Genomic DNA, 26369 nt, shown 5'->3' on the forward strand with positions numbered 1-26369 from the left:
TGTTTTATGCAATTTTATCTGAATATATTCAAGATTGAATCATAAGATGATATACAGTATCCGGCCAGTAATAACACCAGTAAACTAAAAATTGCTGCAATCAAATCATCCAGCATAATACCGAAACCGCCGTGTACCCGGGCGTCAAACCAACGAATAGGCCATGGTTTTACAGCATCGAAGAAACGGAAAATAACAAAAGCAGCCAGCCACCATATCCATCCTGCCGGAATACAAAATAAAATCAGCATCATAGCAGCAATTTCATCCCAGACTATGCCCCCATAATCCTGCCGTCGCAATGCTTGTTCAGTATAATCACAAATAAATATACCAACCAGAAACAGCAACAAAGCAAAAATGATATTCAGCCATAGAGGTAATCCCAGCATAAGCCATAATGCGGCCAATGGAATGGCTGGTAGCGTCCCGAATGTACCGGGTGCTTTCGGCGCTAATCCTGTACCAAAACCAAAACCCAGCCAGCATACCGGATGCCGGCACAACCAGCCCCAGGTAGGTGTTACCGGTGCTGTAGTCAAATCTTGTTCAGCCAAAATGGTCAAATCCTTGTTTAGATAAGCTGATAATATTGCCCGCATTATCTTTTAACTGCAATAGTCCTGATGCAGTAATAGCACCAATCCGTGTTACCGGTGTAACAGTAATCTGAGCTGCGGTTAAAATTGCTTCACGTTGTACAGGAGATGCAGTAAATACCAGTTCATAATCATCACCTCCGGCCAGCATCCATTGCCTTAATTGCTGCTCATCATCAGATATCTGCCGTAAAATCTGTAAGCCGGGAATAGCATCGACATTCAACTGTGCACCCACCTTACTCGCAGCCAGAATATGTCCGATATCCTGAGCCAGACCATCAGAAATATCCTGCGCAGCATGCGCAAGGGAGAGCAGCTGTCTTCCTAGTGCAACCCGCGGTTCCGGACGCAGACGTTTCTGTTCACACGTCTTATATACATCTGCGGGTAATTTTACTTTTCCCCAGTGCATATCCAATGCAGCGGCAGCCAGCCCCAACTGACCGGATACCCAGATATCATCACCGATTTTTGCGGCATCACGCCGCAAAGCCTGTCCTCTAGGTGTTTCACCAATAATATTAACATTAAATATCCAGTTACCTTTAGTGGTATCACCACCAATCAGTGTTACCCCAAAACGCGCAGCAAGAGCAAACAAAGCATCACAAAACGCTGTTAACCATTCCTTATTTAGCTCAGGCAGTGCCACACTAAGCAATGCCCAGCGCGGACTGGCTCCCATAGCAGCCATATCCGACAAATTAACAGCCAGTATTTTATGCGCCAGATCTCCCGGGGCAACATCCGGAAAAAAATGTGTTCCGCCTATCAGCATATCAGTACTGAAATGCAGATCATAGCCACTACGAGGTCTTATAATAGCGGCATCATCCCCAATACCCAGAATAAGTTGCTCATCCTGCTGCTGACGATATAAATATTGACGAATAAAATCAAATTCATTCACGATAGACAGACTTTAGAATACAAATCAGATTCAGATTTTAAGATGTCTGCCTGAATCTTTCCAGAAAAGTCTATTACCATAACCAGGCAGATTTATATTGCCTTATCTAAAGATATCATTGCTTAGATTTAAAATAAATTTCTCCAATAATTAAAAAGTTATACAATCAATTCAAGATAAATCCATACAATAAATATATATGAATAAAATATTAAACAACGATTTAACTGCCATCCATGAATTATTAGAAAATACTTTTCATCAATCTATCGACTTTCTAAACAACCTCGACAGTATGCCAACATGTTGCCAATTAACTCAGCAACAGCAAAATAGTTTGCCGCAACTAAATCTACCCGAACAAGGTAATGGCGGATTAGCGGCCTTAAATCAATTTAATACTCAGTTTAAAGAGTTTATTGTTGCTTCAGGAGGTCCCAGATATTGGGGGTATGTAACCGGAGGCAGTACACCGGCTGCAATAATAGGCGATATTCTGGGCCACTATTTACGATCAGAATACTCAGGCTATCAGCGGCGAGGGGAATGTGTCTGCACGTATTGAAATTCACACAACTGATTTATTACTGGATTTATTCAATCTGCCAAGGGAATTTACCGGCGGATTTGTCACCGGCACGACCATGGCAAATTTTTCTGCGCTGGCTGTGGCCAGACAATGGTATGGCACTCAGTTTAAACAGGATATTGCTGCTGATGGTTTAATAAATCTGTCACTGCCAGTTATATCGGCTACCCCTCATTCATCAGTATTAAAATCATTGGCTATGCTTGGTTTAGGCAGAAATAACTTAATTACCATTCCTACTCTTTCAAATCAGCGTGAAGCCATTAACGTAGCCGAATTAAAACTGTTTATTGAAGATCGTTTCAAACATCAGCCATTTATTCTGGTTTTAAATGCGGGTACAGCCAATACAGCTGATTTTGATGCTATTGCGGAAATTATGGAGTTGAAGCATAGCTATAACTGTTGGATACATATTGATGCCGCCTTTGGAGCATTTGCCGCCTGCTCTTCACACTATCCGCATTTACTCAATGGTTGGGAAATGGCTGACAGCATTGCCATAGATTGCCATAAATGGTTAAACGTACCTTATGAAAATGCCTGCTTTTTTATACGGAAAAGAGTATTTCAGCTTACAGTTTAACCAGTTTAAAAACAGCAGTGCTCCTTATCTGGAAAATTTTAACTTTATGAATATTTTGCCGGAAAATTCCAGAAGACTAAAAGCATTACCAGTATTGTTCAGCCTGTTAGCCTATGGCAGAGAAGGGTATCGGTATATTGTGGATAATTCTATTGAGCTGGCTCAAGAATTTGGTAACTATATACGTAAAAGCAGCCATTTTGAATTATTGGCTGAAGTACGTTTAAATATTGTCTGCTTTAAAGTTACTGCTGCATGCGATACCGCTGAATTTCTGCAAAGATTAAATAAAACCGGCCTTGTATTTATGACACCAACCACTTTTAATCATGAAAAAGGTATACGTGCAGCATTTGTAAACTGGCGTACTACCAGTGAAGATATTAAGTTAGTATGTTCATTAATTGAAAACATTATCAATAGTAAATAATCTATACAGAGATAAATATTTTTTCCTAGGACAAAAACCATACATAATTCGTTTTTAATCCCATTTAACCTATAAAAATGTTTATCTCTTTTAGAAGTTATACATATTATTGGTTAAGCGTTTATCAGTCTTCTATTTTTGTTTAAATACTTATTTTGAATAAAAATTCACTTATTATTTATTGCTTTGTAATTTTTTCGGCTAGCTATCTAATTTAAAGGGATACTTCGTTCTTAACTGCTTTAAGGCAACAGACCGCTTAACTCTCCCAGAAACCAGTTTACCCGTGGATCAGGCGTAGGGCGGGTAACAGCAAAATGATTTACTATATTAGTCGCCTGCTGTGCCAGTAATGGCACCAGTTCACCTGAACGAACATAAGGCTCAGCCATGTCTTGTGACAAAAAACCAAGATGGCTGCCTGCGAGAATAAACAACAATGTTGCCCGCTCTTTATCTGCAGTAGCCGTAGTTACTCCGGCAGAAAAGCCGGCATTAGCCGGAAAATCAGCATAGGTACGTTTTACCCAGTGATATTCTTCAGCAAGCTGATTTAACGTTAAATCCTTAACTTTTGCAGCCGGATGTTCTGCATGACAATAAACATGCTCACGCTGCTCGAAAACTATCTGATATTGCAAATTTTTCAGCAGGCTATAGTAATAGCCGATACCAAAATCCATCTGATTATTGGCAATAGCGGTTTCGATATCATGTGGCGCACAAATATCAATAGTCAGACGCAGCTCCGGATAATGCTGATAGGCACTGGCAATGACCTGATTAAAAATACGCTGAAAATCAGGTGGTAAATACTCAACTAAGCCAATTCGCAACTTACCGGAAAGCACAGAACGATGCCATTTAATATTCTGTACTTCCCGATGAAACTCAGATGTTGCCTGTAAAAGTAATGTACAAGCTTCATATAATTGATGTCCGGCTTTAGTCAGCCCGAAACCGGAACGACCGCGCCGGCATAATATCACGCCCAGACTTTCTTCCAGATGCGCCAAATGCATACTGATTGCCGATTGTGACATATTCAGCCGTTTCTGTGCAGCAGTCACACCCTGACATTCAACAATGGCCACAAATGCCTGTAAAGCCTTCAAATCATGTTTAATCAAGGTATGCAACATCACTATTTCCCCATATCAGAAATCAGCTCAAAACCGGAATAGATACGTCATCATCACAGGCGGCAGACAGCACCTGATTTAAAACCGCAAAAAATTCACTGCCATCCCGTGCTGAAAGCCATTGACCGTTCTTGCAGGCAAAATGATAACCGCCACTTTTTGCCGCTATCCATAATTCCTGAGTGGCAGCATGCCGGTTTACAATAATCTGCTCACCGCTTTCTGCTTCAATTGTGAGTACATTTCCGCCAGCTTCACAATCGAGATCCCAACCGCCCTCATCTATTTTTTCCTCAATATAGCCAAACAAATCATCACTATATTGCAAAAATTCACTTTCGGTCATCTTACTTACCATACCCCTGCATTTTATTACATTCACACTGTTATCTTGCCATATAATATGTTTAAATCCTAGTTTTATCCGTTCTGGCAGTACAGCTGTTCACTGCCAGCTTAACTACAATAGGTCAGATTAATGTTTCGTTTCTTCTTTTTAACTGTAATTGCAACCAGTTGTTTAGCGGCCTGTGGTTATAAGGGTGATCTTTATTTGCCAAAAGAGGGAGATAAAGCTAAATACGGACCTGTACAAACCGGACTGACTATTGATCCGATTGATCAGAAAAATTTACCTAAACATGACTAATTCCCTGAAATGTGAACAAGTACCCTACTCTGTACTGGCTGCACAGTATGGTACACCATTATATGTTTATAGCCAGAAAGCAATGACAGATGCTTTTAATCTTTATCAGCAGGCTTTTGCCGATTTAAAACCTTTAATATGTTACGCAGTCAAAGCCAATGGAAATTTATCTATTCTGCGCTATTTTGCCAGTCTGGGCTGCGGTTTTGATATCGTTTCAGGCGGGGAATTAGAACGGGTGTTACTGGCTGGCGGAGCTGCCGATAAGGTCATCTTTTCCGGCGTGGGCAAAAGCAGTACTGAAATTGAATTTGCCCTGAAAAACAATATTCGCTGTTTTAATGTTGAATCACTGGCTGAGCTGGAACGTATTAATAGTATTGCCCAGCGTCTGAATAAAATTGCTCCGGTATCATTGCGTATTAATCCTGATGTTGATGCTCATACCCATCCGTATATTTCTACTGGGTTAAAAGCCAATAAATTCGGAATTGCCAGTCAGGATGCATTAGCAGCATATCAGCTTGCTGCTACGTTACCTCACTTAAAAATTACAGGAATTGACTGCCATATCGGCTCACAACTAACTGATTTATCACCTTTAATCGAAGCATTACAACGATTATTGGTACTAGTAGACAAACTAGACGAACTGGGAATCCGGATAGAGCATATTGATTTGGGTGGTGGCATAGGTATTGTTTATCAAAACGAAAATGTGCCTGATCTGAATGCTTATGCAGCAGCAGTCAGCAAATTGTTATCCGGGCGTAACCTGCCATTAATACTGGAACCCGGGCGCAGTCTGATTGGTAATACCGGCGGTTTGCTCACTACAGTTGAATACATTAAACAAGGTGAAGAAAAGAACTTTGTGATTGTAGATGCGGCCATGAATGATCTGATGCGGCCTTCACTATATCACGCCTATCACAATATTATTAACGCTAGTCCGACAACAGCAGATAAATTTGTTGCTGATGTCGTCGGACCAATTTGCGAAACCGGAGATTTTCTGGCTAAAGATCGAACCATTGCAGCTAAAGCAGGTGATTTACTGTTAATACAAAGTGCGGGAGCATATGCTTCCAGTATGGCAAGCAACTATAACACTCGCTGTCGTGCCGCTGAGGTATTGGTTAATGGTACAGAACATCATCTGATTCGAGAGCGAGAAACAATTGACAGTCTGTTGGCCACCGAAACAGCATGCTTATGAATAATCCATACTTATTATAATAATGAAGTACAAGTATAGCGTCATCTGCCAGTATTTTTGCACAGACGCTATGCTAATTTTATGTTACTCGCTGAAAAAGCTTTTCAGATATTGAATATTCTCCGGCTGATATTACTACTTTATAAGTACGATAAAAAAATTCGTTGCATTATCCAAACTTAAATTAAAAAATAATTTTAAAATCAAATAAGATAAATATATTTTAACAATTAAGCAGATATCATCTAAAAAGGTCAGATTTATGTCCTGGAAATTTTCCCGACGTGCGCAAAATTTAAAAAGCTCAACCATCAGAGAAATCCTTAAAGTCACCGAACAGGCAGATGTTATTTCATTTGCTGGCGGCTTACCGGCACCAGATACATTTCCATTATCAGAAATCAAAGATGCAGCAAATGCCCTACTGGAGAACCAGGATATTTATGGTGCACTACAATATGGACCAAGTGAAGGCTATACACTTTTACGGCAATGGATAGCTAATTATTTATCAGAACGTGATCATGTATCTGTCAGTAGTGATGAAGTTCTGATAGTAACTGGTTCACAGCAGGCATTGGATTTAATCGGGAAAACACTAATTGATACTAACGATACAGTATTGGTAGAAACTCCGACTTATCTTGGGGCATTACAATCCTTTAATCAATACAATCCCGAATATGTAGCTATTGCCAGTGATAATGAAGGCTTAATTCCTGAAACTATTGATAATGAACTAGCAAGCTCTGCAAAATTTCTATATAGCATTCCAAACTTTCAAAACCCTACCGGACGTCGGTTACCATTACACCGGCGACAGGCTTTAGCCGCAAAAGCAAAACAGAATAATTTATTGCTGATTGAAGATGATCCTTATGGCGATTTGGATTATCAGGGTCAGCGTTTGCCTGCTTTATATACACTGGCACCAGAAAACACTGTTTATTTAGGTTCTTTTTCCAAAATTTTAGCGCCGGGACTCCGCTTAGGATATTTGGTTGCGAATAAGCAATTCATCAGTAAACTGCTTCCGCTAAAACAGGCTTCGGATTTACATACCCCTAGCCTGACTCAGTACATTGCTTATCAGGTTCTTAGTAAAAATAATTTTCTCAATCATCATATTCCGAAAATCCGCCAGCTCTATAATGCCCGCTGCCAGTATATGTTGCAATCATTAGCACAGTATATGCCTAAAGAAGTTAGCTGGAATCAACCTGAAGGAGGTATGTTTATCTGGGTTGAATTACCTGAATATATTAATGCTACTGAATTACTCAAAGAAACCATTGCTCAAAAAATAGTTTTTGCTCCCGGTGAAACTTTCTATGTACACGGTGAAAAAAATAATTGTTTAAGGCTGGCTTTTGTAACTGTTTCAGAAGAAAAAATCGATACAGGGATAAAAAAAATGGCAGATATAATTAAACATCACATTCAACAGTAACAATTGCTGTGAAATATTAGCAAACTGCATTAATCTGTTTTTCCCATCACAGCCAATACCCAGTATGGTATTGTTTTTTTAGGGCTTAAACTATTAACTAAATACTCTTCACACCAATTCAAGCTGGCTAATAAATTCCGCATTAATGGAAAAATCATTAACCGCAAAATATTTACCTCACCTGTCACAGCACAGATTTTGCCTAAAGTTCTGGATTGGTTATTCTAACCTGTTCAATTAGCCGAATTAAGAATAAATAAAAAACGGACTGGATAATATCCAGTCCGTTTTAGTAATTCAATTAATTATTGAACTTTAATTTCAACATCAACACCAGCTGGCAAGTCCAGTTTCATCAATGCATCAGTGGTTTTGTCAGTCCAGTCGATAATGTCCATCAGACGCAGATGAGTACGAATTTCCAACTGTTCACGTGAAGTTTTATTCACGTGAGGAGAACGCAGCAGATTAAAACGTTCGATTTTGGTTGGCAAAGGAATCGGACCTTTTACCACAGCGCCAGTACGTTTGGCAGTGTCTACGATTTCCTGTGCAGAACGATCAATTAGAGCGTAGTCATAAGCTTTCAGACGAATACGGATTTTCTGGTTTTTCATATCTATATTCTTCCTGATTAAGCGATAACTTTAGCAACCACACCGGCACCAACTGTTCGGCCACCTTCACGAATCGCAAAGCGTAAGCCTTCTTCCATCGCAATCGGATGAATCAGTTCTACGTCTATCGTTACATTCTCTCCCGGCATTACCATTTCCACACCTTCTGCCAGGCTTACTGCGCCAGTTACGTCTGTTGTACGGAAATAGAACTGCGGACGGTAGTTCGCAAAGAACGGTGTATGACGACCACCTTCTTCTTTGCTCAGTACGTATACTTCTGCTTTGAATTTGGTGTGCGGAGTGATGCTGCCCGGTTTTGCCAGTACCTGACCACGTTCTACTTCTTCACGTTTGGTACCACGCAGCAATACACCTACGTTATCACCTGCCTGACCCTGATCCAGCAATTTGCGGAACATTTCAACGCCAGTACATGTGGTTTTCTGGGTGTCTTTCAAACCAACGATTTCAATTTCGTCACCTACATTGATTACACCGCGTTCTACACGACCGGTAACCACAGTACCACGACCTGAAATTGAGAATACGTCTTCAATCGGCAACAGGAATGGTTTGTCTACTGCACGTTCCGGTGTAGGAATGTAGCTATCCAGCGCATCTGCCAAAGCCATAATTGAAGCTTCACCGATGTCTGACTGGTCACCTTCCAGCGCTTTCAGAGCTGAACCTTTAATCAAAGGAACATCATCACCCGGGAATTCGTAGCTTGACAACAGGTCACGAATTTCCATTTCTACCAGTTCCAGCAACTCTTCGTCGTCTACCATGTCACATTTGTTCATGTAAACGATAATGTAAGGTACACCTACCTGACGGGCTAACAGGATGTGCTCACGGGTTTGTGGCATCGGACCGTCAGCTGCAGAAACCACCAGAATCGCGCCGTCCATCTGGGCAGCACCGGTAATCATGTTTTTCACGTAGTCAGCGTGTCCCGGGCAGTCAACGTGTGCATAGTGACGTTCTGCGGTTTCGTATTCTACGTGTGATGTATTAATAGTAATACCACGGGCTTTTTCTTCCGGGGCATTGTCAATCTGATCATAAGCTTTGGCTGCACCACCAAATTTCTGGGACAGAATGGTACACATTGCAGCAGTCAAAGTGGTTTTACCATGGTCAACGTGACCAATGGTGCCAACGTTTACGTGCGGTTTGCTCCGCTCGAATTTTTCTTTAGCCATGGCTACTTCCTATCTAAAGATGATTAGGTTTATCAATTCTATGGTGCCCATGGACAGAATTGAACTGTCGGCCTCTCCCTTACCAAGGGAGTGCTCTACCCCTGAGCTACATGGGCGTACGGTAGGTATTTACTTATCTGGAGCGGGTGAAGGGAATCGAACCCTCACCGTAAGCTTGGAAGGCTTCTGCTCTACCATTGAGCTACACCCGCATACTCACTTAAAAAAATTACAAGTAAGACTGGAATTTTGGTGGAGGGAGAAGGATTCGAACCTTCGAAGCTTTCGCAACAGATTTACAGTCTGCCCCCTTTGGCCGCTCGGGAATCCCTCCAAAAGAGAACGGCATGATAATGTTCATTTGCCACTTCGTCAAGTCTATTCAGCATTTTTTTTTGCTTAAAATAGTAATCAACTGTTTCAAATACATTTCATGCTTGGAAAAATTTACTCTTTTTCCGCCATTAGCTGCTGATATTTTGCTTCCAGCTCTTCTTCGCTTTCCGGATGTTCTTCATCAATAATGATACAGTCTACCGGGCAAACCTGCTGACATTGCGGCTCATCATAATGGCCGACACACTGTGTACAGTGCTCAGGGGTAATTTCATAAATTTCATCACCCTGATAAATAGCGTTGTTCGGGCACTCAGGCTCACATACATCGCAGTTAATGCACTCATCTGTTATCAAGAGTGACATGTTTTTCCTTTATCGTTAAATTTAACTCTAAACCGTTGGGCGCGGATTATAGCACTATTTTGTTTTCTCTCCTGCAATCCGGTCTTTCTCTCTACTCAGTATTAATTTTATGATAAGTTAATAATTCAAAACGACTTATACCTGACTTTCCTTGTTTAAGTACCTCCCAGCCAGCTGGAAGTGCAGGTAATGTGTTACTTTCCATGTATACGCGCGCATTCGGAAGCAAATGTAATGAAAGAGCATCCAGCAATTCATGCCATTGCTGCCAGACATACGGCGGATCGAGAAATACTATGTTAAATTGCTGGTGATTATTTATGAGAAAACTGTGTGCTTCTGTACAGATAAGCTCTATCTGCCCAAAATTCAATTGTTGCACATTACTTTTTATTGCCGCAGCAACCTGACGATTTTTTTCTATCATAGTAACTTTGGCAGCATTTCGTGATGCAGCCTCCAGCCCCATTACCCCGCTACCGGCAAAAAGATCCAGAACTGCCATTCCGGTTAAATCCTGTCCCAGCCAGTTAAACAATCGTTCACGCACGCTATCTGCAGTCGGACGCAGTCCTTCGGCTGCCGGAAATGTTAATTTACGTCCGCGATGAGTACCGCCAATAATGCGTACCTGATTGCGATGCCGATGCTGTACTTTTGCCACGTATACTCACTCCGATAAAAAAAGACTTTCAGGCATTCTGAAAGTCTTGATACATTTAATTTCTTAAAGCAGCCTGATTTATTCTTTTGGTGCAGGCGGCTCAATCTGCTCCGTATAACTGCACTCTTTTTGCGGACACACTTTTTCAGTTCCGCGCCGCTTAGTTGTTTTGATGGTCATTATTGGCCAGCCACACTGCGGACAGCTTTCTTTAACCGGCGGATTCCAGACAGCATAATCACAGTCCGGATAAGTATTACAACTGTAAAATAATTTACCATAACGGCTTTTACGCTCAATCAGACTGCCTTTATGACATTTAGGGCACTCAATACCCGTGTCTTTTGGCTTTTCAAGCGGTTCAATATATTTACATTTAGGATAATTGGCACAACCAATAAATTTACCGTAACGTCCGCGTTTATATACTAGTTGTCCTTCACACTTCGGGCAAACTCGTCCTTCTACAACTGTCGGTTCTTCTGCTGCCTTTGCTGCTTCCTCGGCTGTTTCATTAACATTGCGGGTGTAGTCACATTCTGGATAACCGCTGCATGCAATAAAACGCCCGCGCTTACCAAATTTAATTTGTAATTGATGAGTACCGCATTTAGGACAGATTTCATCCAGATTTTCGGCAGTTAATTCTGCGCGGGGTATATCTTCCTTAGCTTTGATTTCTTTATCAAAGCCTTTCCAGAACTGCTGCATTACGGGTTTCCATTCCCGCTTACCGCCGGCAATGTCATCCAGCTGATTTTCCAGTCTGGCAGTAAAGTTATAATCCACATACTGACCGAAATGTTCAGTCAGAAATTTATTAACCACTTCACCGGTATCAGTGGGCATAAAACGTTTCTGTTCCAGAGTAACATATTCCCGCTCTTTTAGTGTGGAAATAATACTGGCATAGGTTGATGGGCGACCAATACCATACTCTTCCAGTGCTTTAACCAGACTGGCTTCAGAATAACGCGGTGGCGGCTGGGTAAAATGTTGCTCGCCAAAAATCCTGTCAACCGGCAAAATGTCACCCTCATGAAGTTCCGGCAATTTTTTGGCATTCTCATCTTCTTCGCTGTCGTCCACACCCTCTTCATAGACACTGAGGAAACCGGCAAAAGTTTGTACCTGACCGGTTACTCTGAAGATACCTTTACCCACAACAATATCAACACTGGTAGTATCAAAGCGTGCAGGTGCCATCTGACAGGCCACTGCCCGCTGCCATATCATCTGATACAGGCGAAACTGGTCGGCAGTCAGAAATGGTTTTACTGCTTCCGGCGTACGATACACTGAGGTAGGACGAATAGCCTCATGCGCTTCCTGTGCATTTTTAGATTTGGTTTTGTATATTTTGGGCGATGAAGGTAAAAATTCATTACCGATTTTGTTGTCAATATAATGACGTATTTCTGTTACAGCTTCATCTGAGAGACTAACCGAATCGGTACGCATATACGTAATCAGACCCACAGCTCCTTGTCCGACATCCACACCTTCATATAACTGCTGTGCGGTGCGCATGGTACGATCAGTTGTCATACTCAGCTTACGTACTGCTTCCTGCTGCATAGTCGAGGTGGTAAATGGAGCTGCAGGATTACGGCTGCGCTTTTTCTTTTCTACGTTAGATACATGTGCTGGTTGACCGGCCAAAGCTGAAACGATATCTTGCTGACGTTCTTCATCAGAAATGTCAAATTGTTCCAGCTTCTGCCCCTGCCAATGGGTTAGTTTAGCGGTAAATTTAGTACGTGCTTTATGGCTGTCAAGGTGTACAGTCCAGTATTCCTGTGCAGTAAACTCGCGGATTTCCTCTTCTCGTTCACAAATCATGCGTAATGCCGGGCTTTGTACTCTGCCAGCAGATAAACCACGACGAATTTTTTTCCACAATAAAGGTGACAGATTAAAACCTACCAGATAGTCCAGTGCCCGTCTTGTCTGCTGCGCATCTACCAGCGTTTGTGACAGTTCACGCGGATGGGCTACTGCATCCAGTACAGCTTTTTTGGTCACTTCATGAAACACTACCCGCTTTGGCTGCAAGTTTTTCAGACCACGTTTGGATTTCAGTATTTCCTGCAAATGCCATGAGATGGCTTCACCTTCCCTATCCGGGTCGGTAGCCAGATACAATGCATCAGCCTCTTTAGCTGCAGCCACAATTGCATCGAGATGTTTGGCATTACGACTTACTAACTGGTATTTCATAGCAAAGTCATTTTCTGGATCCACTGCACCGCTTTTGGGAACCAGATCACGCACGTGACCGTAGGAAGCGAGAATTTCAAAATCGCTACCTAAATATTTCTTCAGCGTTTTCGCTTTAGATGGAGATTCAACAATCAACAGGTTTTTTGCCATTAGTTCAGGCTCACATTCGTAATTTAAATATTTGTGATATGTTGTTAGTCTGGATTATTCTAATAAATACATTTGAACAATGCAAAAAGCTTTCAGACACGCTGACTGAAAGCTTTCATGCAACTGTATCGCTTCAGTAACTTACTGCATTACGGCTTCACCATTGAGCGCAGCCATTAATTCATCACCTATCAGAACCGGTAATTCTGAGCGGTGTGCCCATAACACCAGTAAAGCTAATACTTTAGCATGATCCACCGTAATATCTTCGTAAGGTAAGTTCATCAGGGCATTGAGTACAAATTCACGCTGCTCCGGATTAAGAGCACCATTTTGCTCCAGAAAATGTACTAATCCACGCACTTCAAGCGGAAGCGCATCGAGCTCTTCATTATTATAAATGCGTGATCCTGTGCTATTGCGTAACTTTTCTGCCGGAATTAATGGTTCAAAACGCAAATCATCCAGACAGGATAAAGCGTCGCCGATTTCTTCATCATTAAAACCGACTTCTTCCAACAATACGCCTAAGTCTTTACGTGGTGGAAATGCATCAACGTCTTGAAAGTGCTCAATCAAAAACGCTATTACATCAATCATTTGCTTTCCTCTCAAGATTTAATGCGTTGATAACAACCGCCTGGCAGCGTGGTAATCCAGCCACCAAGCTCCAATGTCACGAGATGAGCATACACATCTGTAGCAGCCATGCCAAGTGCTGTAACTAACATATCCGGATGCATTATGCCGTAACCCAGTCCATCCAGCACCTGCTGCTCCATCCGGTTAAGTATACAATCTGATGAATGAACTGATAATAAATCTTCTGAACTATCAGTATTTGTAGATGATTTACTTATATCATCAGTTTGCAGATGAGGACGATTGCTATATGATTGCAAATCTTTTTTTTGCAAGAGGCGTGGACATTCCTGCAAAATATCTTCCAGATTTTCTACTAATTTGGCACCCTGTTTGATTAATGCGTGACAGCCTTTACTTAAAGGGTTATCAATAGAACCCGGTATCGCCATAACTTCCCGCCCCATTTCGCCAGCCAATCTTGCAGTAATCAATGAGCCCGATTCAGTTGCGGCTTCAACTACCAGCGTACCCTGACTAAGTGCAGCAATCAAGCGGTTACGTCGCGGAAAATTTCCGGGCGAAGGACGAGTACCCAAGGGAAATTCAGAAATAATACAGCCATGAGCAGCAATTTGTGTGGCTAAATTTTTGTTGCGTGCCGGATATACTCTGTCAATACCTGTACCCCAAACTGCCACTGTTGTACCCATTGCCTGCAAAGCACCCTGATGTGCTGCTGTATCTGCGCCGCTAGCCATGCCTGAAATAATTGTTACACCTTTCCGTGCTAGTGCGGCTGCAAAATCATGAGTAATGCGCATAGCTTGTGGTGTGGCATGCCGACTGCCAACAATTGATAAAGCGGGTTGATGCAAACACTTGCTATCACCACGAACAAACAATAATGGAGGCGGTGTTAAACCCTTGGTTAGCATTGCCGGAAAATCATTATCTGCCAGTAGTAATAAACGTGCATCAGTATGCGCTCGCTCCCATTCTATAGCTGCTTCAGTTGCCTGTTTTGCTACATCACTATGCCAATACTTACTGACTTGCCGTTGACAAAAAGGCGATATTTCAGCAGCCGATGCACTAAGAGCATTTTGTGCGGAACCAAAATATTTAATTATGCGAAGAAAAGTTTCAGCCCCCACAAACGGAGTTAATGCCAATTCAATCCAAGCTAGGCGTTCTTGCGTATCCATATTATATTTTTAATATTTATTACATTTGATTATGACATTATTATTAAAAATAAACAATTTTTGTTTTTTATTATTAATTTATTCACATAATATTTAAATTAAATAATTTTACAATTATGACAAACATATTAAATAGATAATTCCCCGTTTACCATAAGCTAATTAATTAACTTTTAAAAATATAATTTTATCTAATATTCTTTATATATAAAAAATTAATTTATGATATGAAATTATTATTTTTTTATAATGTAAATATTTAAAATAAATTTAATAATTTATATTAATTTATGTTTACTTTTGTAAATTTAATATATATACTTAATTTAGGAAAATTTATGACTCCTAATACTGGTTAGATTTCCAGATAAGAATTAAAGGTATTGATATGCTAACGCCTCTTAAATTTAAAGATTTTCTGCATCCGCGTCCGACTCCATCAGGCATAGATGTAGACTGTAAATTAAAACATTTTGCTATTATTACTTACGCGATTGATGCAGAGAGATTTGCAGGATTATTTCCATCACGTTTTCAGCTGGATAGTGTCATAATTAATGGTGAGCAAAAAGGCTTGTTATCAGTAGTACCTTTTATGGATGTTGATTTCACTTCAGCCGTTTATCCGTTCCCTGTTTTTACCATGGGGCAAACCAACTATAGAATTTATATTATAGATACCACTACTGGTGAACGCTGTGTCTGGTTTTTGGGCACAACTCTGGATTCCTGGACGATTATGGTACCCCGGAATGTATGGAAATTACCCTGGCATCGGGGCAAAATAAGTTTCAATTGTCACTTTGACCCACTTTCCAAATGTTACCAGCACTATGAAATGCATACAGAGTCTGACTGGGCACCTGCACAGGTACAATTAAGCCAGCAGCCAGACCAACAATTTCATTTTCAGGGGTTTCCTGATAATGAAACTGCATTGGTATATCTGACTCATCCACTGGCCGGCTTCTACTACCGGCGTAATGGCAAATTGGGAACTTACCGTGTTTGGCATGATCGACTGGACGTAAAGCCGGCAAAACTTGAGTCAGCACAATTTGGCCTGTTAAGTAGAATGAATTTAGTTAATCAGGATGAACAGCAGCATCCCTACAGCGTTTTACTTCAGCCTATCAACGAATTTACCATCTATTTACCACCGACAGCGTTATAGGTTTTATCAACAAAAATTATAATTTACTAATTGTATTGTTCTGCACATAGAAAATAGAAATAAGTACTTTGACAAATAGCAGAATATCGTCTGGCAGACAGAATTCAACGAAAACGACCAGATTTGATGGTTAGCCCCTGTTGAATTCTTGAAGCCAGACTATAATTTCGTAAAGCATGAGTTAGTGCTACCGCTAAAGCATCCGCAGCATCAGCCTGAGGCGTACCCGACAACGACAGCATTTGCACCACCATATGCTGCACCTGCTCTTTAGCAGCTTTCCCCTTACCTACCACAGCCTGTTTGACCTGTAATGCAGTATATTCGAATACAGGCAGTTCTCCCAGGGTTAATGCTGCCAATACGGCTCCGCGAGCCTGTCCCAGCACCAGTGTTGCAGCAGGATTAACATTGACAAAAACCTGTTCTACAGCAGTTTGCGTTGGCTGATAGGTTGTAATCACCTCACGTAAATTTTGAACGATTATGCGGATACGCTCAGCTAATGTGGCACCTGAAGTCGTTTTAATACAACCGGAAGCCACATAAATATGCTGGCTACCGATGACATCAATCACTCCAAAGCCGGTAACTCGGCTGCCAGGATCAACGCCCAGAATTCGAATATGAGTTTGCTCTGTCGGCTGTTTTTGCATGCTTTACTACTTAATCACTGAAAAACAATTATTTATGCTGAAAGGTTGTGACACTATCTTATAAAACGGATATTCGCTCTGCCAGTTGAGTAAAATATGTTACCGTATATTAATCATACCTGTTAGTGATTCATGATATTTTTTCAACAAGCCATTGATTTGCTTGTTTCAATCGCTCTACTGTACCTACATCCAGCCAATAGCCGTCATAATACTCTCCGCTCACCAGCCCGGTTTGCATAGCTGTACGCAACAAAGGTGCCAGTTTAGCCCGGGTATATCTTGGTATCTCATTAAAAAGAGCAGGATGATAGACACCTACACCACTGAAAGTAAATGCCGGGTTTTCTGGCTGCCGTTCAACAACATCTCCTTGGTCCGTCAGACTAAAATCACCCTCCGGATGATGTACCGGATTATTAACCAGCCATAGATGTGCCAGCTTACCTGTTTGCTGTAACTTTTTACTAATCTTTAACGCCTGTGCAAAATCAATATCAGTTAAAACATCTCCGTTTATGACCAGAAAAGGGGCATGCCCCAATAAAGGTAAGGCCGTGGCAATCCCTCCGGCTGTTTCCAACCCACCCTCAGCTTCCGCAGAATAACGGATATTCACGCCATAAGTACGCCCTGAACCTAGAGTATCTTCGATTTGCTGTCCAAGCCAGGCATGATTAATAACAATATCAGTAAATCCGGCTGCCTTTAACCGCCGTAAATGATGGACAATTAAAGGTATACTACCAACATTCAGCAATGGTTTTGGACAAGTATCTGTCAGTGGACGCATACGCTCACCGCGTCCGGCAGCAAGAATCATGGCTTTCATGGTGATTGATTATTCCGTAGTAAATACAGTTAAAATTACAGGCTGATAGATCAAGCCGATAATATAACAGGCAAAGCATATAGCTTTGCCTGATTATTCGAAATCATAGCTGATTAATAAATTTAATCAGTTTAAATCAGATTCAATTCTGCCCCGGTATCAAAGATTGCCGCACCCTTTTCACCCTGTTCATACAGATTAATACGTAAACGTAAGTCATTGGGTGAATCAGACTGACGCAAGGCTTCGTCAAAATCAATAATACCATCAGCATACAACTGAAACAGACACTGATCAAAAGTTTGCATGCCATCATTACCCGCTTTAGCCATCAGTTCTTTTATCTGCATTAATTCGCCTTTGTAGATATAGTCCTGAACAGTAGCGGTATTAATAAGCAAGTCAATCACAGCACGACGGCCTTTTCCATCTTTTTTCGAAGCCAGGCGCTGGCCAATAATACATACCAGATTCAGTGCCAAATCCATCAATACTTGTTTATGCTGCTCTTCCGGGTAAAAGTTCAGAATACGTTCAATAGCCTGATTTGCACTGCTGGCATGCAGAGTAAAAAAGCATAAGTGGCCGGTTTGAGCCAGCTTTAATGCATACTCCATGCTTTCATCACTGCGCACCTCCCCCACACAGACTACATCAGGAGCCTCACGCAGTGCACTTTGCATAGCATTATCCCAGCTCAGCGTATCTACGCCTACCTCGCGATGAGTAATAATGCTTTTCTTAGGTTTATGAACATATTCAATCGGATCTTCAATAGTCAGAATATGGCCGGCAGAATTAGCATTGCGATAATCCAGCATAGCAGCCATAGTAGTGGATTTACCGCTACCGGTAGGACCGGCAAGAATAATCAGCCCGCGTTTTTTCATTACCAGCTCGTCTAGCACCGGTGGGAGAAAAAGGCTTTCAGTAGTTGGAATATCGGTGGTAATCCGGCGCAGTACCATGCCTACCCGACCTTGTTCATGATAGGCATTTACCCTGAAGCGCACGCCATTTTTAGCAATAATGGAATAGTTCAGATCCAGTTCTTGGATAAACCGCTGACGTTGCGCCATGGTCATGGTTGACATAGCAATTTTGGCAGTTTCATCAGCAGTTAAAGGCTTAGTAGGCGCCGGTGTGATCTTACCATCAATTTTCCATGATGGCGGGAATCCTGGACTGATAAAGATATCAGCAGCATTTAAACGCACAGCTTCCACAGCCATTTTTTCCAGTACCGGATGAAGGTGGATAGTTTCCCGTTCCAGAGTAAGGGAAGCATGAGAACTGGCAGAAGCTGCTGCACTAATATCTGGTGTATGTGAATCTGTCATTGTACTTGTAGGTTTTGTCATTGTATTGATTTCAGAAGTAACGGAAGTCTTTGCAGGAATACGTTCTGCAACCGGTACAGATACAGCTTTTTCAGTTTGTGATACCGCTGTAATAGCAGATTTTGTCATATTTCCGGCAGTTGCTGTTATAGCTTTTGTATTCGGCGCTGATATTTGGTTTGCTGTCGTTACCGTAACCTCTTTTGCAACAGCATTAGACTGCAAAACCGGTTGTTCTGTTGTCACTGTGGATGTATTGGCAGCTGTACCGGAAGCAGAAGTATCGGCAGCCCCGGTTGCTGCAGGATGTTGATAATGATTAACCATATCTGCAAGCAAATCAGATAAAGCGGACGACTCCTCAGCAGAACCTTTCAACGTACCCATATCAATACACTTTCCTATATAAAAACAACAAACAATTAGCCTACCATCTGATCCGGACTTACTGCTTTGGCACGTGCAACATCTATACTAATACGGTTTTCACGCACTAATTGCTGTAAACACTGATCGAGTGTCTGCATTCCGAATTTCTGACCAGTTTGTAAAGTAGAGTTGATCTGAGCAATTTTGTTTTCTCGAATCAGGTTACGTACTGCCGGATTACTGATCATAATTTCATGTGCTGCCACACGGCCGTTACCATCTTTGGTTTTAAGCAGAGTCTGAGAAATCACTGCCTGCAAACTTTCTGACAGCATAGAACGAACCATTTCTTTTTCGCCTGCAGGGAATACATCCACAATACGGTCAACGGTTTTAGCAGCACCTGTGGTATGCAAAGTACCAAACACCAAGTGACCTGTTTCGGCAGCAGTTAAGGCCAAACCAATCGTTTCAGGGTCACGCATTTCGCCTACCAGAATCACATCCGGATCTTCACGCAGTGCCGAACGCAGGGCATTGGCGAAACTATGAGTATGCTGATGCAGTTCACGCTGGTTTACCAACGATTTTTTACTTTGATGTACAAACTCAATCGGGTCTTCAATTGTTAGAATATGACCGGCATCATTATTATTGATGTAGTCGATCATTGCTGCCAGTGTAGTTGACTTACCGGAACCAGTAGGACCGGTTACCAGTACCAGCCCGCGCGGCAGTTCTGCAATTTTCTGAAAAATTGCCGGAGCCCTCAGTTCTTCAAGTGTAAGAACTTTACTCGGAATAGTACGCATAACGGCTGCAGGACCGCGTTCAGTATTAAAGGCATTCACACGGAACCGCGATACATTGGGCAATTCGAACGAAAAGTCAGTTTCTAGGTTTTGCTGATATTCCTTGCGCTGATAATCGTTCATGATAGAAGCAATCATTTTGCCTACTTCTTCTGCACTCAGTTCAGGCAGATTGATACGGCGGATATCACCATTAACGCGTATCATGGGAGGCAGACCAGCACTCAGATGCAAGTCGGAAGCTTTATTTTTAACGCCGAAGGCCAATAAATCGGTTATCTGCATATTTACTCCATTATGCTTGCCTGCATGATACAGGCACAAAATATGGTTCTTATTTTAATCAAGTTGTCGTATCTTTAAAATGAAAATATTTGTCACTATGTCAAAATTTTTACAAATATACTTAGATTTAATCAGAAAAATTGAAAAACACCATTAATTATGAAAAATACAGACATCTTAATTCAACACTGGCAACAGGTACTGGCAAACATAAATGATGTCTGTCGGCAAACTGCGGCACCACAGCCGGTACAGCTGATTGCTGTCAGTAAAACCTTTCCTGCCAATGATATCATTACTTTATATGAGGCTGGTCAGCGTGATTTTGGTGAAAACTATATTCAGGAATTCAGCGAAAAAACCAGTCAGCTCGCTGAGCTGGATGTTGTCTGGCACATGATAGGGCATATTCAGTCAAATAAAAGCCGAATTGTGGCAGAACGGGCACACTGGGTACACACTATTGATCGTGAAAAAATTGCCCGGCGGCTGCATGAGCAGCGTCCTGAATATTTACCGCCCCTCAATGTCTGTATTGAGGTGAATATTTCAGCAGAAAGCAATAAACATGGTATTAGCCCAAATAAAAGCGAATTACTGACACTGGCTAATATGATCAGCGAATTACCGCGTCTTAAACTGCGCGGACTTATGTGTGTAGCCAAGGCCGGTAGCACAGACACTGAATTACAACAACAGTTCCATCAGATGCAAAACCTGTTACAGTACTTGCACCAGGCCGGTTTTGCTGTTGATGTATTATCAATGGGTATGAGCGCGGATTTAAGTATTGCTATAGCTTGCGGAGCTACTCATGTACGGGTAGGCAGTGCAATTTTCGGGCAGCGCAACTACACTCAGACAGAAAATAATCCTTAGAAATAAAATTATGCCGGTAAGGATTTCTTACCGGCAGCACAAAAGCTATCATCATTATGATAAATATATAAATCAATCAGGCTATTTTCTCAGCCTGAAAGCGATGTGCAGGATGAGCAATTTCTTCCTGAGCAGCAACCACCTGCAACTCATACTGCCGGCGTTTCAGAGTTTCCAGCATAACGCCGTATACTGCAGCAGTAGTATGCTCAAATGACTCCAGCAAGGTCTTACCGGACAGATAGTCAGCCAGAAAAATACCACTGGTCATATCTCCCACACCTACCGGCTGCCGTTCACCAAAATCTACCAATGGCCGGTGAATATGCCATGCTTCCTCAGCAGTGACCAGCAGCATTTCAAAACGGTCTGTCTGATAGCCGGCACGGCTCAAATGTTTCACCAGAACCACTCGCGGACCTTTATTGCATAAAGCACGGCAGGCTGCAACTGCTTCCTCAACGTTATGAATACGTTGTTTGTTGTTCAATTCTTCCAGCTCAAACAGATTCGGCGCAATCATATTACTCAGCGGCAAAGCCACATCACACAAAAATTCAGCTACGCCACCTGCCACAATACAGCCTTTTTCCGGATGTCCCATTACCGGATCACAGAAATAAATGGCTTGCGGATTAGCCTGTTTCACTTTTCTGACAATATCAGTAATCGCATTGCCTTGTTCAGCTGAACCCATATAACCACTTAGTACAGCATCACAATTTTTTAATTCATCAATTGCAGCAATACCGTCTGCAATATCCAGTAAATGTGCAGCCGGCATTACCATACCTTTCCATTGCTTGTACTGAGTATGGTTAGAAAACTGTACTGTATTTAATGGCCAGACATTGACACCTAACCGACGGATAGGAAAAACAGTAGCACTGTTACCTGCATGACCAAATACCACGTGAGACTGAATTGAAAGTATATTTTTCATAATAATGCCATTTACAATCCGGTGAGTGTTTACCCAGCGGATTTCATAAAAACCTGATAATCAGCTAAACATGCTAAACGAAAGTGATTATACTTAGATTATATTGGTTCGGATAAATCATTACTTATATCTACATCCCAGCCCGGAATCTTGCTTTTCATACCTGTATACACACTAATTACGACATAATTTGTCCGGATTTATCTCAAGTATTGCAAAAACAATACGATATAAAATTTATTTACATAATACTCAGATATTCATCTAACAGCCAAACCTTGTATTTTATTTTTCTTAATATTTATTGGTTTTATACATTCAGAATACATACTGCATATCATGACCTGAATAATACAGATTCTGATTGCAGAATATAAACCAGACAAGAGTTGAATTGAATTAAACTAAAAACCATTATTTTTATTACTGAAATAAATTACAACCTTTAAATTACTTCAAGGGCATAAATGTTTGTATCTACCAAATCTGATAATTGTAGTGAGTAAATAAGACTAATTCATAAGCAATAAAAAACGAAAAAGCCAGCTTTAAAAAACTGGCTTTTTTGGTTATTAAACTATCCGGTTCAATAACTCTGTTTATTTTCTATTAGAAATAGAATTTAATATGCTACTGAATCATACCTTAGTTGTTTTTATCTTCCAAAGCAGCTGCCTTTCTGACTAATTTTACAAATTCAGCGCGGTAGCCCTGCTTGTCCTCACCTTTGGCATTATTTGCCCAGCTTGCTATCTGCTGATAAGATGTTTTAGACAGTTCAGGATTATTACGCAATTTTTGTCCGTATGCAGCCACAGCGGCCATAAACCGTGTTTCTACTCCGGCGCTAGCAAAAGAACTGGCCAGAGCTTTCTTTTCTATAGGCAGCGAAACTAATTCACTTTTTTGACCACGTGGTGCTTTCCAGCGTAATTTAAGAAAAGCAATTTCATTATTGTTTGCATTTATAGCTGGTGCTGATTTTTTGTTCTGATAACGTAAAGGATCAATACTTGGTTTACCACCGGCCAGCGTCAGTTCATATAAAACCGTCAGCTTTTTCCCCGCACCAATATCACCCGCATCAACTTTATCATTATTAAAATCTTCCTGCTTTAACTGCCGTTTTTCATAACCAATCTGGCGATACTCGAGTACCTGAGCCGGGTTAAATTCGATCTGGGCTTTGACATCTTTAGCTACCGTAACCAAAGTGGCACTCATCTCCTCCTGCAATACCTTTTGTGCTTCTTCGAGACTATCAATATAGCTGTAATTACCATTACCTGCATCGGCAATCTGAACCATCATTGCATCATTGAAATTATTAGTACCAAAACCAAGTGTAGATAACGTTATACCCTTTTCTTTTTCTCTGCTGACAAATGCTTTCAGCTCTTCTGTGCTATTAATACCAACATTAAAATCACCGTCAGTAGCCAGCAATATCCTGTTGATTCCACCGTTTACTTTGCCCCGCTCTGCCATCTTGTAAGCCAGTTGCAGCCCTTCTCCGCCAGCAGTACTGCCTCCGGCTTCAAATTTATCAATAGCAGCCAGAATTTTGGCTTTATTACTACCAGAGGTGGGTTCCAGTGCCACTCCGGCACTTCCGGCATAAGCAACAATAGAAACCTTATCTTGCGGACGCAGTTTATTTACCAGTAATTTTAATGACTCTTTAAGCAAATCCAGTCTGTCTTCACCATACATCGAACCGGATGTATCTACCAGAAAAACAAGATTCGACGGGGGTAATTGATTAAAATTGACATCATTTGCCTTAATATTAACTCTTAACAGAACCTTATCTGTGTTCCATGGACTGGGTGCAAGCTCATAACCGGCAGAAAAAGGAGAACCTGTTATTGACGTTAATTTCTCATTCGAAGTACTTGGAAAATAATTAATAAATTCTTCTACTCTCACTGCATCAGGATGCGGCATCCGGCCATGTGCAATAAACCGTCGGCTATTTGCATAACTGGCTGTATCCATATCCAGACTGAATGTACTAACAGGTTCAGTAACTACCTGTTTTACCGGGTTATCAGAATAATTTTTATATTGCGCAGTATCCGGCTGCTGAGTTTCAAATACAGCCCTTGAGCCTGGACTCTGATAGTCTGCCCCCCTGAATCCTATTCTGGAATTATATTCCACGTTGGACGAAGATGGTTTACTCTTAAGTGCCAGGTCGGCACCAGAATACGAAGTCTCATATCCCGCTGACATTTTTTCATAGTGACCATCTGATTGATTGCTGGTGCTATCCGTACTACTGGTGCTAGCCGTATTACAAGCACTCAATAGGCTGGTTAATAACACCAAGACTAAACCATAAGAAGCCTTACGACCTATTGCTTTTATTTTTAACATAAATATTCTTTATTTATCAGATAAAAATACATTATTAACATAACAGTCAAATTAACACCAGTAATTTTATTTGTTTCTTTTCAGCTTTAAAATCAATAAAATCAGTAGAATAAGATATTAATTAATTAATATTTAGCTGCTGAATCTGAAGATGCAATCCATATTGACTTTATCCATTACACATTGAACCTATAATTAAGCTAATATTGAATATAAAAGTCTTTACAAACCAATATTGTTTAAATTTATTCAATTAAGACAATATTATCGATTAAGTTAATTATTTTTAATAAAAACTGAGGAAAATCTTATGAACGTATATTTTCTTGGCGGTGGCAATATGGCAACAGCTATCGTAGCCGGTATGACTCAGCAAGGCGGTTATGAGATTGAAGTAATTGACCGTAATCAGAATAAACGACAATATCTAAGCGAACGATATCAGGTACGTACTAGTGCTAAATTAACTGAACTGGCAGCCACAGATATCCTGGTACTGGCAGTTAAACCGCAAGATATGCAGCAGGCTACTACCGGTATCCGGCTTAACGGTGCGCTTGTATTAAGCATAGCAGCAGGCTTAACAATAAGTACTTTAAGTCAATTTCTGGGTAATCACCAGCGTATTATCCGTATTATGCCCAATACCCCCTGCCAGATTGGTCAAGGAATCTCCGGTATGTATGCACCGACAGGCATAAGTAAAGCAGACAAAACCATAGCAGAAAATATCATGCGCACAACAGGCGAAGTAGTATGGCTGGAAGAAGAAAGTGGCATTAATCGTATCGCTGGTATTAGTGGCAGTGGTCCGGCCTATGTCTTCTATTTTCTTAATGCCCTGCAACAGGCTGCCATACAACAGGGTTTCAGCCCTGAAGAGGCTCACCGTTTAACACTTGATACATTCAAAGGTGCTGTAAATCTGGCAGAACAGTCTGGCACCGAATTTGCTCAACTACAAAAAAATGTAACATCTAAAGGTGGCACCACATTTGCTGCGACTTCAGTTTTTGACCAGCATCAGCTGACACAGGTTGTAATTGACGGTGTTGCTGCCAGTGTTGCGCGAGCAGAAGAAATGCAGCAACAACTTGCACCTTTTTAAAAGTTATTATTTTGATATAGAGTCACATTAATTAGATTATTTTGACCTAATTATAAAAAACTTCAGGCGTTTTTATGAAGTACATTAAAGAGTATATTTTTAACATATTCACTTATAATGTACTTCATTTATTGATATTTTATCTTGTTTATATTAAGTATTTAAAAATACTTCAATGTTAATCGACTAATCCAAATCTATATTTCTGGCTTTTACTTAACAATGATCTGTTTTACATATTTAATTTATTGGTTTTGATTAATTAGTAAAATTAAAATACTTTCTCTCTACGCAATTATTGGCACTGTATTAATCATCGATAAAAATACATCAAATATATTAATTAGCAAAACAAATGTACTCTTGTGAAGGGTACAAAATGAATAAAATAACAATACATGATTTGATTATTAAATATAGTTAAAGTAAACCAATATTTACTCGGTGTGCAGAGGAAAAATTTTAATAGCTGCTACAGATATACTTTAACAGTCAAAGCAAAATTCAAAACCAAGAAAAGCTGCTCATATCATAGCACTGCAATTCAGATTAGATTTTTAGACTATGAATTCTGCCCACAATCAATGGATTGTATTATTACAGCGGTAAACCCGACTTTAAATAAAAAAATCATATTTATCAAATATCATTATTTATCTCT

The 26369-nt window shown here is 40.8% G+C and carries 26 protein-coding genes and 3 tRNA genes; 9 read left to right on the forward strand and 20 right to left on the reverse strand.

Annotation, left to right across the window (positions count from 1 at the left end):
* Positions 1 to 14 precede the first annotated feature (14 nt).
* Together H3V01_RS09500 and thiL are read right to left on the reverse strand one after the other, a co-directional pair.
* Complete coding sequence (locus H3V01_RS09500) at positions 15 to 566, reverse strand: phosphatidylglycerophosphatase A family protein (RefSeq protein ID WP_370570131.1); 552 nt, start codon at positions 564 to 566, stop codon at positions 15 to 17.
* A complete protein-coding gene (thiL, locus tag H3V01_RS09505) occupies positions 550 to 1512 on the reverse strand; it encodes a thiamine-phosphate kinase (RefSeq protein ID WP_198186651.1) in 963 nt (320 codons plus the stop codon). The genes H3V01_RS09500 and thiL overlap by 17 nt, the downstream gene beginning before the upstream one ends.
* Positions 1513 to 1711: 199 nt before the next feature.
* Between thiL and H3V01_RS09510 the strand changes: the two genes are divergently transcribed.
* From H3V01_RS09510 to H3V01_RS11180, 3 genes are read left to right on the forward strand one after another with little or no spacing between them, the layout of a single operon-like run.
* Positions 1712 to 2077 carry a hypothetical protein gene (locus tag H3V01_RS09510; RefSeq protein WP_198186652.1) on the forward strand — a complete coding sequence of 122 codons (366 nt, stop codon included), beginning with the start codon at positions 1712 to 1714 and terminating at the stop codon, positions 2075 to 2077.
* The gene (locus H3V01_RS11175) at positions 2061 to 2687 is read left to right on the forward strand and encodes a pyridoxal phosphate-dependent decarboxylase family protein (protein ID WP_198186653.1); all 627 of its coding nucleotides are present in this window, start codon (positions 2061 to 2063) and stop codon (positions 2685 to 2687) included. The genes H3V01_RS09510 and H3V01_RS11175 overlap by 17 nt, the downstream gene beginning before the upstream one ends.
* A gap of 46 nt (positions 2688 to 2733) precedes the next feature.
* Positions 2734 to 3117, forward strand: a complete 384-nt coding sequence (locus H3V01_RS11180) for a pyridoxal-dependent decarboxylase (RefSeq protein ID WP_198186654.1) — start codon at positions 2734 to 2736, stop codon at positions 3115 to 3117.
* A 242-nt stretch (positions 3118 to 3359) separates the two neighbouring features.
* Here the strand turns inward: H3V01_RS11180 and H3V01_RS09525 are convergent, their stop codons facing one another.
* Positions 3360 to 4259 (reverse strand): LysR family transcriptional regulator, encoded by a 900-nt coding sequence (locus H3V01_RS09525; RefSeq protein WP_084547970.1) that lies wholly within the window; start codon positions 4257 to 4259, stop codon positions 3360 to 3362.
* Positions 4260 to 4281: 22 nt separating this feature from the next.
* On the reverse strand, positions 4282 to 4605 hold the full coding sequence (gene cyaY / locus H3V01_RS09530; protein ID WP_078474527.1) for an iron donor protein CyaY: 324 nt from the start codon (positions 4603 to 4605) through the stop codon (positions 4282 to 4284).
* 132 nt (positions 4606 to 4737) lie between these two features.
* On the opposite strand from cyaY, the gene lptM reads away from it, so the two are divergent.
* The 3 genes from lptM (at position 4738) to H3V01_RS09545 (ending at position 7577) form a co-directional block, all read left to right on the forward strand.
* On the forward strand, positions 4738 to 4908 hold the full coding sequence (gene lptM, locus H3V01_RS09535; RefSeq protein WP_078474526.1) for an LPS translocon maturation chaperone LptM: 171 nt from the start codon (positions 4738 to 4740) through the stop codon (positions 4906 to 4908).
* Positions 4901 to 6127 (forward strand): diaminopimelate decarboxylase, encoded by a 1227-nt coding sequence (lysA, locus tag H3V01_RS09540; RefSeq protein WP_198186655.1) that lies wholly within the window; start codon positions 4901 to 4903, stop codon positions 6125 to 6127. Before lptM ends, lysA begins: the two co-directional genes overlap by 8 nt.
* 262 nt (positions 6128 to 6389) lie before the next feature.
* Entirely contained in the window at positions 6390 to 7577 is a 1188-nt protein-coding gene (locus H3V01_RS09545) for an aminotransferase-like domain-containing protein (protein ID WP_198186656.1), read from the forward strand.
* Positions 7578 to 7882: 305 nt separating this feature from the next.
* Here the strand turns inward: H3V01_RS09545 and rpsJ are convergent, their stop codons facing one another.
* The 10 genes from rpsJ to dprA form a co-directional block, all read right to left on the reverse strand.
* A complete protein-coding gene (gene rpsJ, locus H3V01_RS09550) occupies positions 7883 to 8194 on the reverse strand; it encodes a 30S ribosomal protein S10 (RefSeq protein ID WP_025329903.1) in 312 nt (103 codons plus the stop codon).
* Between the two features lie 17 nt (positions 8195 to 8211).
* Positions 8212 to 9402, reverse strand: a complete 1191-nt coding sequence (gene tuf, locus H3V01_RS09555; RefSeq protein WP_025329891.1) for an elongation factor Tu — start codon at positions 9400 to 9402, stop codon at positions 8212 to 8214.
* A gap of 41 nt (positions 9403 to 9443) precedes the next feature.
* Positions 9444 to 9518, reverse strand: a tRNA-Thr gene (locus H3V01_RS09560).
* 22 nt (positions 9519 to 9540) lie between these two features.
* Positions 9541 to 9614 (reverse strand) — tRNA-Gly (locus tag H3V01_RS09565).
* A 38-nt stretch (positions 9615 to 9652) separates the two neighbouring features.
* Positions 9653 to 9736 (reverse strand) — tRNA-Tyr (locus H3V01_RS09570).
* A 113-nt stretch (positions 9737 to 9849) separates the two neighbouring features.
* Positions 9850 to 10104, reverse strand: coding sequence for a YfhL family 4Fe-4S dicluster ferredoxin (locus tag H3V01_RS09575; RefSeq protein ID WP_198186657.1), 255 nt, complete (start codon positions 10102 to 10104; stop codon positions 9850 to 9852).
* A gap of 91 nt (positions 10105 to 10195) precedes the next feature.
* Positions 10196 to 10768: a 16S rRNA (guanine(966)-N(2))-methyltransferase RsmD gene (rsmD, locus tag H3V01_RS09580; protein WP_198186658.1), complete on the reverse strand. Its 573-nt coding sequence runs from the start codon at positions 10766 to 10768 to the stop codon at positions 10196 to 10198.
* A 78-nt stretch (positions 10769 to 10846) separates the two neighbouring features.
* Positions 10847 to 13141: a type I DNA topoisomerase gene (gene topA / locus H3V01_RS09585; protein WP_198186659.1), complete on the reverse strand. Its 2295-nt coding sequence runs from the start codon at positions 13139 to 13141 to the stop codon at positions 10847 to 10849.
* A 141-nt stretch (positions 13142 to 13282) separates the two neighbouring features.
* Positions 13283 to 13741, reverse strand: coding sequence for a DUF494 family protein (locus H3V01_RS09590; protein WP_025329887.1), 459 nt, complete (start codon positions 13739 to 13741; stop codon positions 13283 to 13285).
* Positions 13742 to 13752: 11 nt separating this feature from the next.
* A complete protein-coding gene (gene dprA, locus H3V01_RS09595) occupies positions 13753 to 14931 on the reverse strand; it encodes a DNA-processing protein DprA (RefSeq protein ID WP_198186660.1) in 1179 nt (392 codons plus the stop codon).
* Between the two features lie 388 nt (positions 14932 to 15319).
* On the opposite strand from dprA, the gene H3V01_RS09600 reads away from it, so the two are divergent.
* Positions 15320 to 16105, forward strand: a complete 786-nt coding sequence (locus H3V01_RS09600) for a DUF2071 domain-containing protein (protein WP_198186661.1) — start codon at positions 15320 to 15322, stop codon at positions 16103 to 16105.
* Positions 16106 to 16209: 104 nt separating this feature from the next.
* On the opposite strand, the gene ruvC is transcribed toward H3V01_RS09600, so the two are convergent.
* The 4 genes from ruvC to H3V01_RS09620 form a co-directional block, all read right to left on the reverse strand.
* Complete coding sequence (ruvC, locus tag H3V01_RS09605; protein ID WP_198186662.1) at positions 16210 to 16761, reverse strand: crossover junction endodeoxyribonuclease RuvC; 552 nt, start codon at positions 16759 to 16761, stop codon at positions 16210 to 16212.
* Between the two features lie 130 nt (positions 16762 to 16891).
* Entirely contained in the window at positions 16892 to 17593 is a 702-nt protein-coding gene (gene murU / locus H3V01_RS09610) for an N-acetylmuramate alpha-1-phosphate uridylyltransferase MurU (protein WP_198186663.1), read from the reverse strand.
* Positions 17594 to 17724: 131 nt separating this feature from the next.
* Positions 17725 to 18954, reverse strand: coding sequence for a PilT/PilU family type 4a pilus ATPase (locus H3V01_RS09615; RefSeq protein WP_198186705.1), 1230 nt, complete (start codon positions 18952 to 18954; stop codon positions 17725 to 17727).
* Between the two features lie 401 nt (positions 18955 to 19355).
* Positions 19356 to 20399 (reverse strand): type IV pilus twitching motility protein PilT, encoded by a 1044-nt coding sequence (locus H3V01_RS09620; RefSeq protein ID WP_084552601.1) that lies wholly within the window; start codon positions 20397 to 20399, stop codon positions 19356 to 19358.
* A 159-nt stretch (positions 20400 to 20558) separates the two neighbouring features.
* On the opposite strand from H3V01_RS09620, the gene H3V01_RS09625 reads away from it, so the two are divergent.
* Positions 20559 to 21278, forward strand: coding sequence for a YggS family pyridoxal phosphate-dependent enzyme (locus H3V01_RS09625; protein WP_198186664.1), 720 nt, complete (start codon positions 20559 to 20561; stop codon positions 21276 to 21278).
* 76 nt (positions 21279 to 21354) lie between these two features.
* Here H3V01_RS09625 and pdxY read toward each other — a convergent pair whose 3' ends face one another.
* Together pdxY and H3V01_RS09635 are read right to left on the reverse strand one after the other, a co-directional pair.
* Positions 21355 to 22221 (reverse strand): pyridoxal kinase PdxY, encoded by an 867-nt coding sequence (pdxY, locus tag H3V01_RS09630; RefSeq protein ID WP_198186665.1) that lies wholly within the window; start codon positions 22219 to 22221, stop codon positions 21355 to 21357.
* 645 nt (positions 22222 to 22866) lie between these two features.
* Positions 22867 to 24600 (reverse strand): vWA domain-containing protein, encoded by a 1734-nt coding sequence (locus H3V01_RS09635; RefSeq protein ID WP_198186666.1) that lies wholly within the window; start codon positions 24598 to 24600, stop codon positions 22867 to 22869.
* A gap of 310 nt (positions 24601 to 24910) precedes the next feature.
* On the opposite strand from H3V01_RS09635, the gene proC reads away from it, so the two are divergent.
* A complete protein-coding gene (gene proC, locus H3V01_RS09640) occupies positions 24911 to 25708 on the forward strand; it encodes a pyrroline-5-carboxylate reductase (RefSeq protein WP_084552597.1) in 798 nt (265 codons plus the stop codon).
* Positions 25709 to 26369: the final 661 nt, after the last annotated feature.

Origin of the sequence: Snodgrassella sp. M0351 (assembly GCF_016100575.1) — a bacterium.
GTDB classification, from domain to species: domain Bacteria; phylum Pseudomonadota; class Gammaproteobacteria; order Burkholderiales; family Neisseriaceae; genus Snodgrassella; species Snodgrassella alvi.

Coding starts and splice junctions, on each gene's coding strand:
- H3V01_RS09600 (WP_198186661.1), top strand. CDS start 15,320: ATGCTAACGCCTCTTAAATTTAAAGATTTTCTGCATCCGCGTCCGACT.
- tuf (WP_025329891.1), bottom strand. CDS start 9,402: ATGGCTAAAGAAAAATTCGAGCGGAGCAAACCGCACGTAAACGTTGGC.
- proC (WP_084552597.1), top strand. CDS start 24,911: ATGAACGTATATTTTCTTGGCGGTGGCAATATGGCAACAGCTATCGTA.
- H3V01_RS09525 (WP_084547970.1), bottom strand. CDS start 4,259: ATGTTGCATACCTTGATTAAACATGATTTGAAGGCTTTACAGGCATTT.
- H3V01_RS09510 (WP_198186652.1), top strand. CDS start 1,712: ATGAATAAAATATTAAACAACGATTTAACTGCCATCCATGAATTATTA.
- cyaY (WP_078474527.1), bottom strand. CDS start 4,605: ATGACCGAAAGTGAATTTTTGCAATATAGTGATGATTTGTTTGGCTAT.
- H3V01_RS11180 (WP_198186654.1), top strand. CDS start 2,734: ATGAATATTTTGCCGGAAAATTCCAGAAGACTAAAAGCATTACCAGTA.
- ruvC (WP_198186662.1), bottom strand. CDS start 16,761: ATGCAAAAACAGCCGACAGAGCAAACTCATATTCGAATTCTGGGCGTT.
- pdxY (WP_198186665.1), bottom strand. CDS start 22,221: ATGAAAAATATACTTTCAATTCAGTCTCACGTGGTATTTGGTCATGCA.
- topA (WP_198186659.1), bottom strand. CDS start 13,141: ATGGCAAAAAACCTGTTGATTGTTGAATCTCCATCTAAAGCGAAAACG.
- lysA (WP_198186655.1), top strand. CDS start 4,901: ATGACTAATTCCCTGAAATGTGAACAAGTACCCTACTCTGTACTGGCT.
- H3V01_RS09545 (WP_198186656.1), top strand. CDS start 6,390: ATGTCCTGGAAATTTTCCCGACGTGCGCAAAATTTAAAAAGCTCAACC.
- H3V01_RS09615 (WP_198186705.1), bottom strand. CDS start 18,954: ATGACAAAACCTACAAGTACAATGACAGATTCACATACACCAGATATT.
- H3V01_RS09620 (WP_084552601.1), bottom strand. CDS start 20,399: ATGCAGATAACCGATTTATTGGCCTTCGGCGTTAAAAATAAAGCTTCC.
- murU (WP_198186663.1), bottom strand. CDS start 17,593: ATGAAAGCCATGATTCTTGCTGCCGGACGCGGTGAGCGTATGCGTCCA.
- lptM (WP_078474526.1), top strand. CDS start 4,738: ATGTTTCGTTTCTTCTTTTTAACTGTAATTGCAACCAGTTGTTTAGCG.
- H3V01_RS09625 (WP_198186664.1), top strand. CDS start 20,559: ATGAAAAATACAGACATCTTAATTCAACACTGGCAACAGGTACTGGCA.
- rpsJ (WP_025329903.1), bottom strand. CDS start 8,194: ATGAAAAACCAGAAAATCCGTATTCGTCTGAAAGCTTATGACTACGCT.
- H3V01_RS09635 (WP_198186666.1), bottom strand. CDS start 24,600: ATGTTAAAAATAAAAGCAATAGGTCGTAAGGCTTCTTATGGTTTAGTC.
- H3V01_RS09575 (WP_198186657.1), bottom strand. CDS start 10,104: ATGTCACTCTTGATAACAGATGAGTGCATTAACTGCGATGTATGTGAG.
- dprA (WP_198186660.1), bottom strand. CDS start 14,931: ATGGATACGCAAGAACGCCTAGCTTGGATTGAATTGGCATTAACTCCG.
- H3V01_RS09590 (WP_025329887.1), bottom strand. CDS start 13,741: ATGATTGATGTAATAGCGTTTTTGATTGAGCACTTTCAAGACGTTGAT.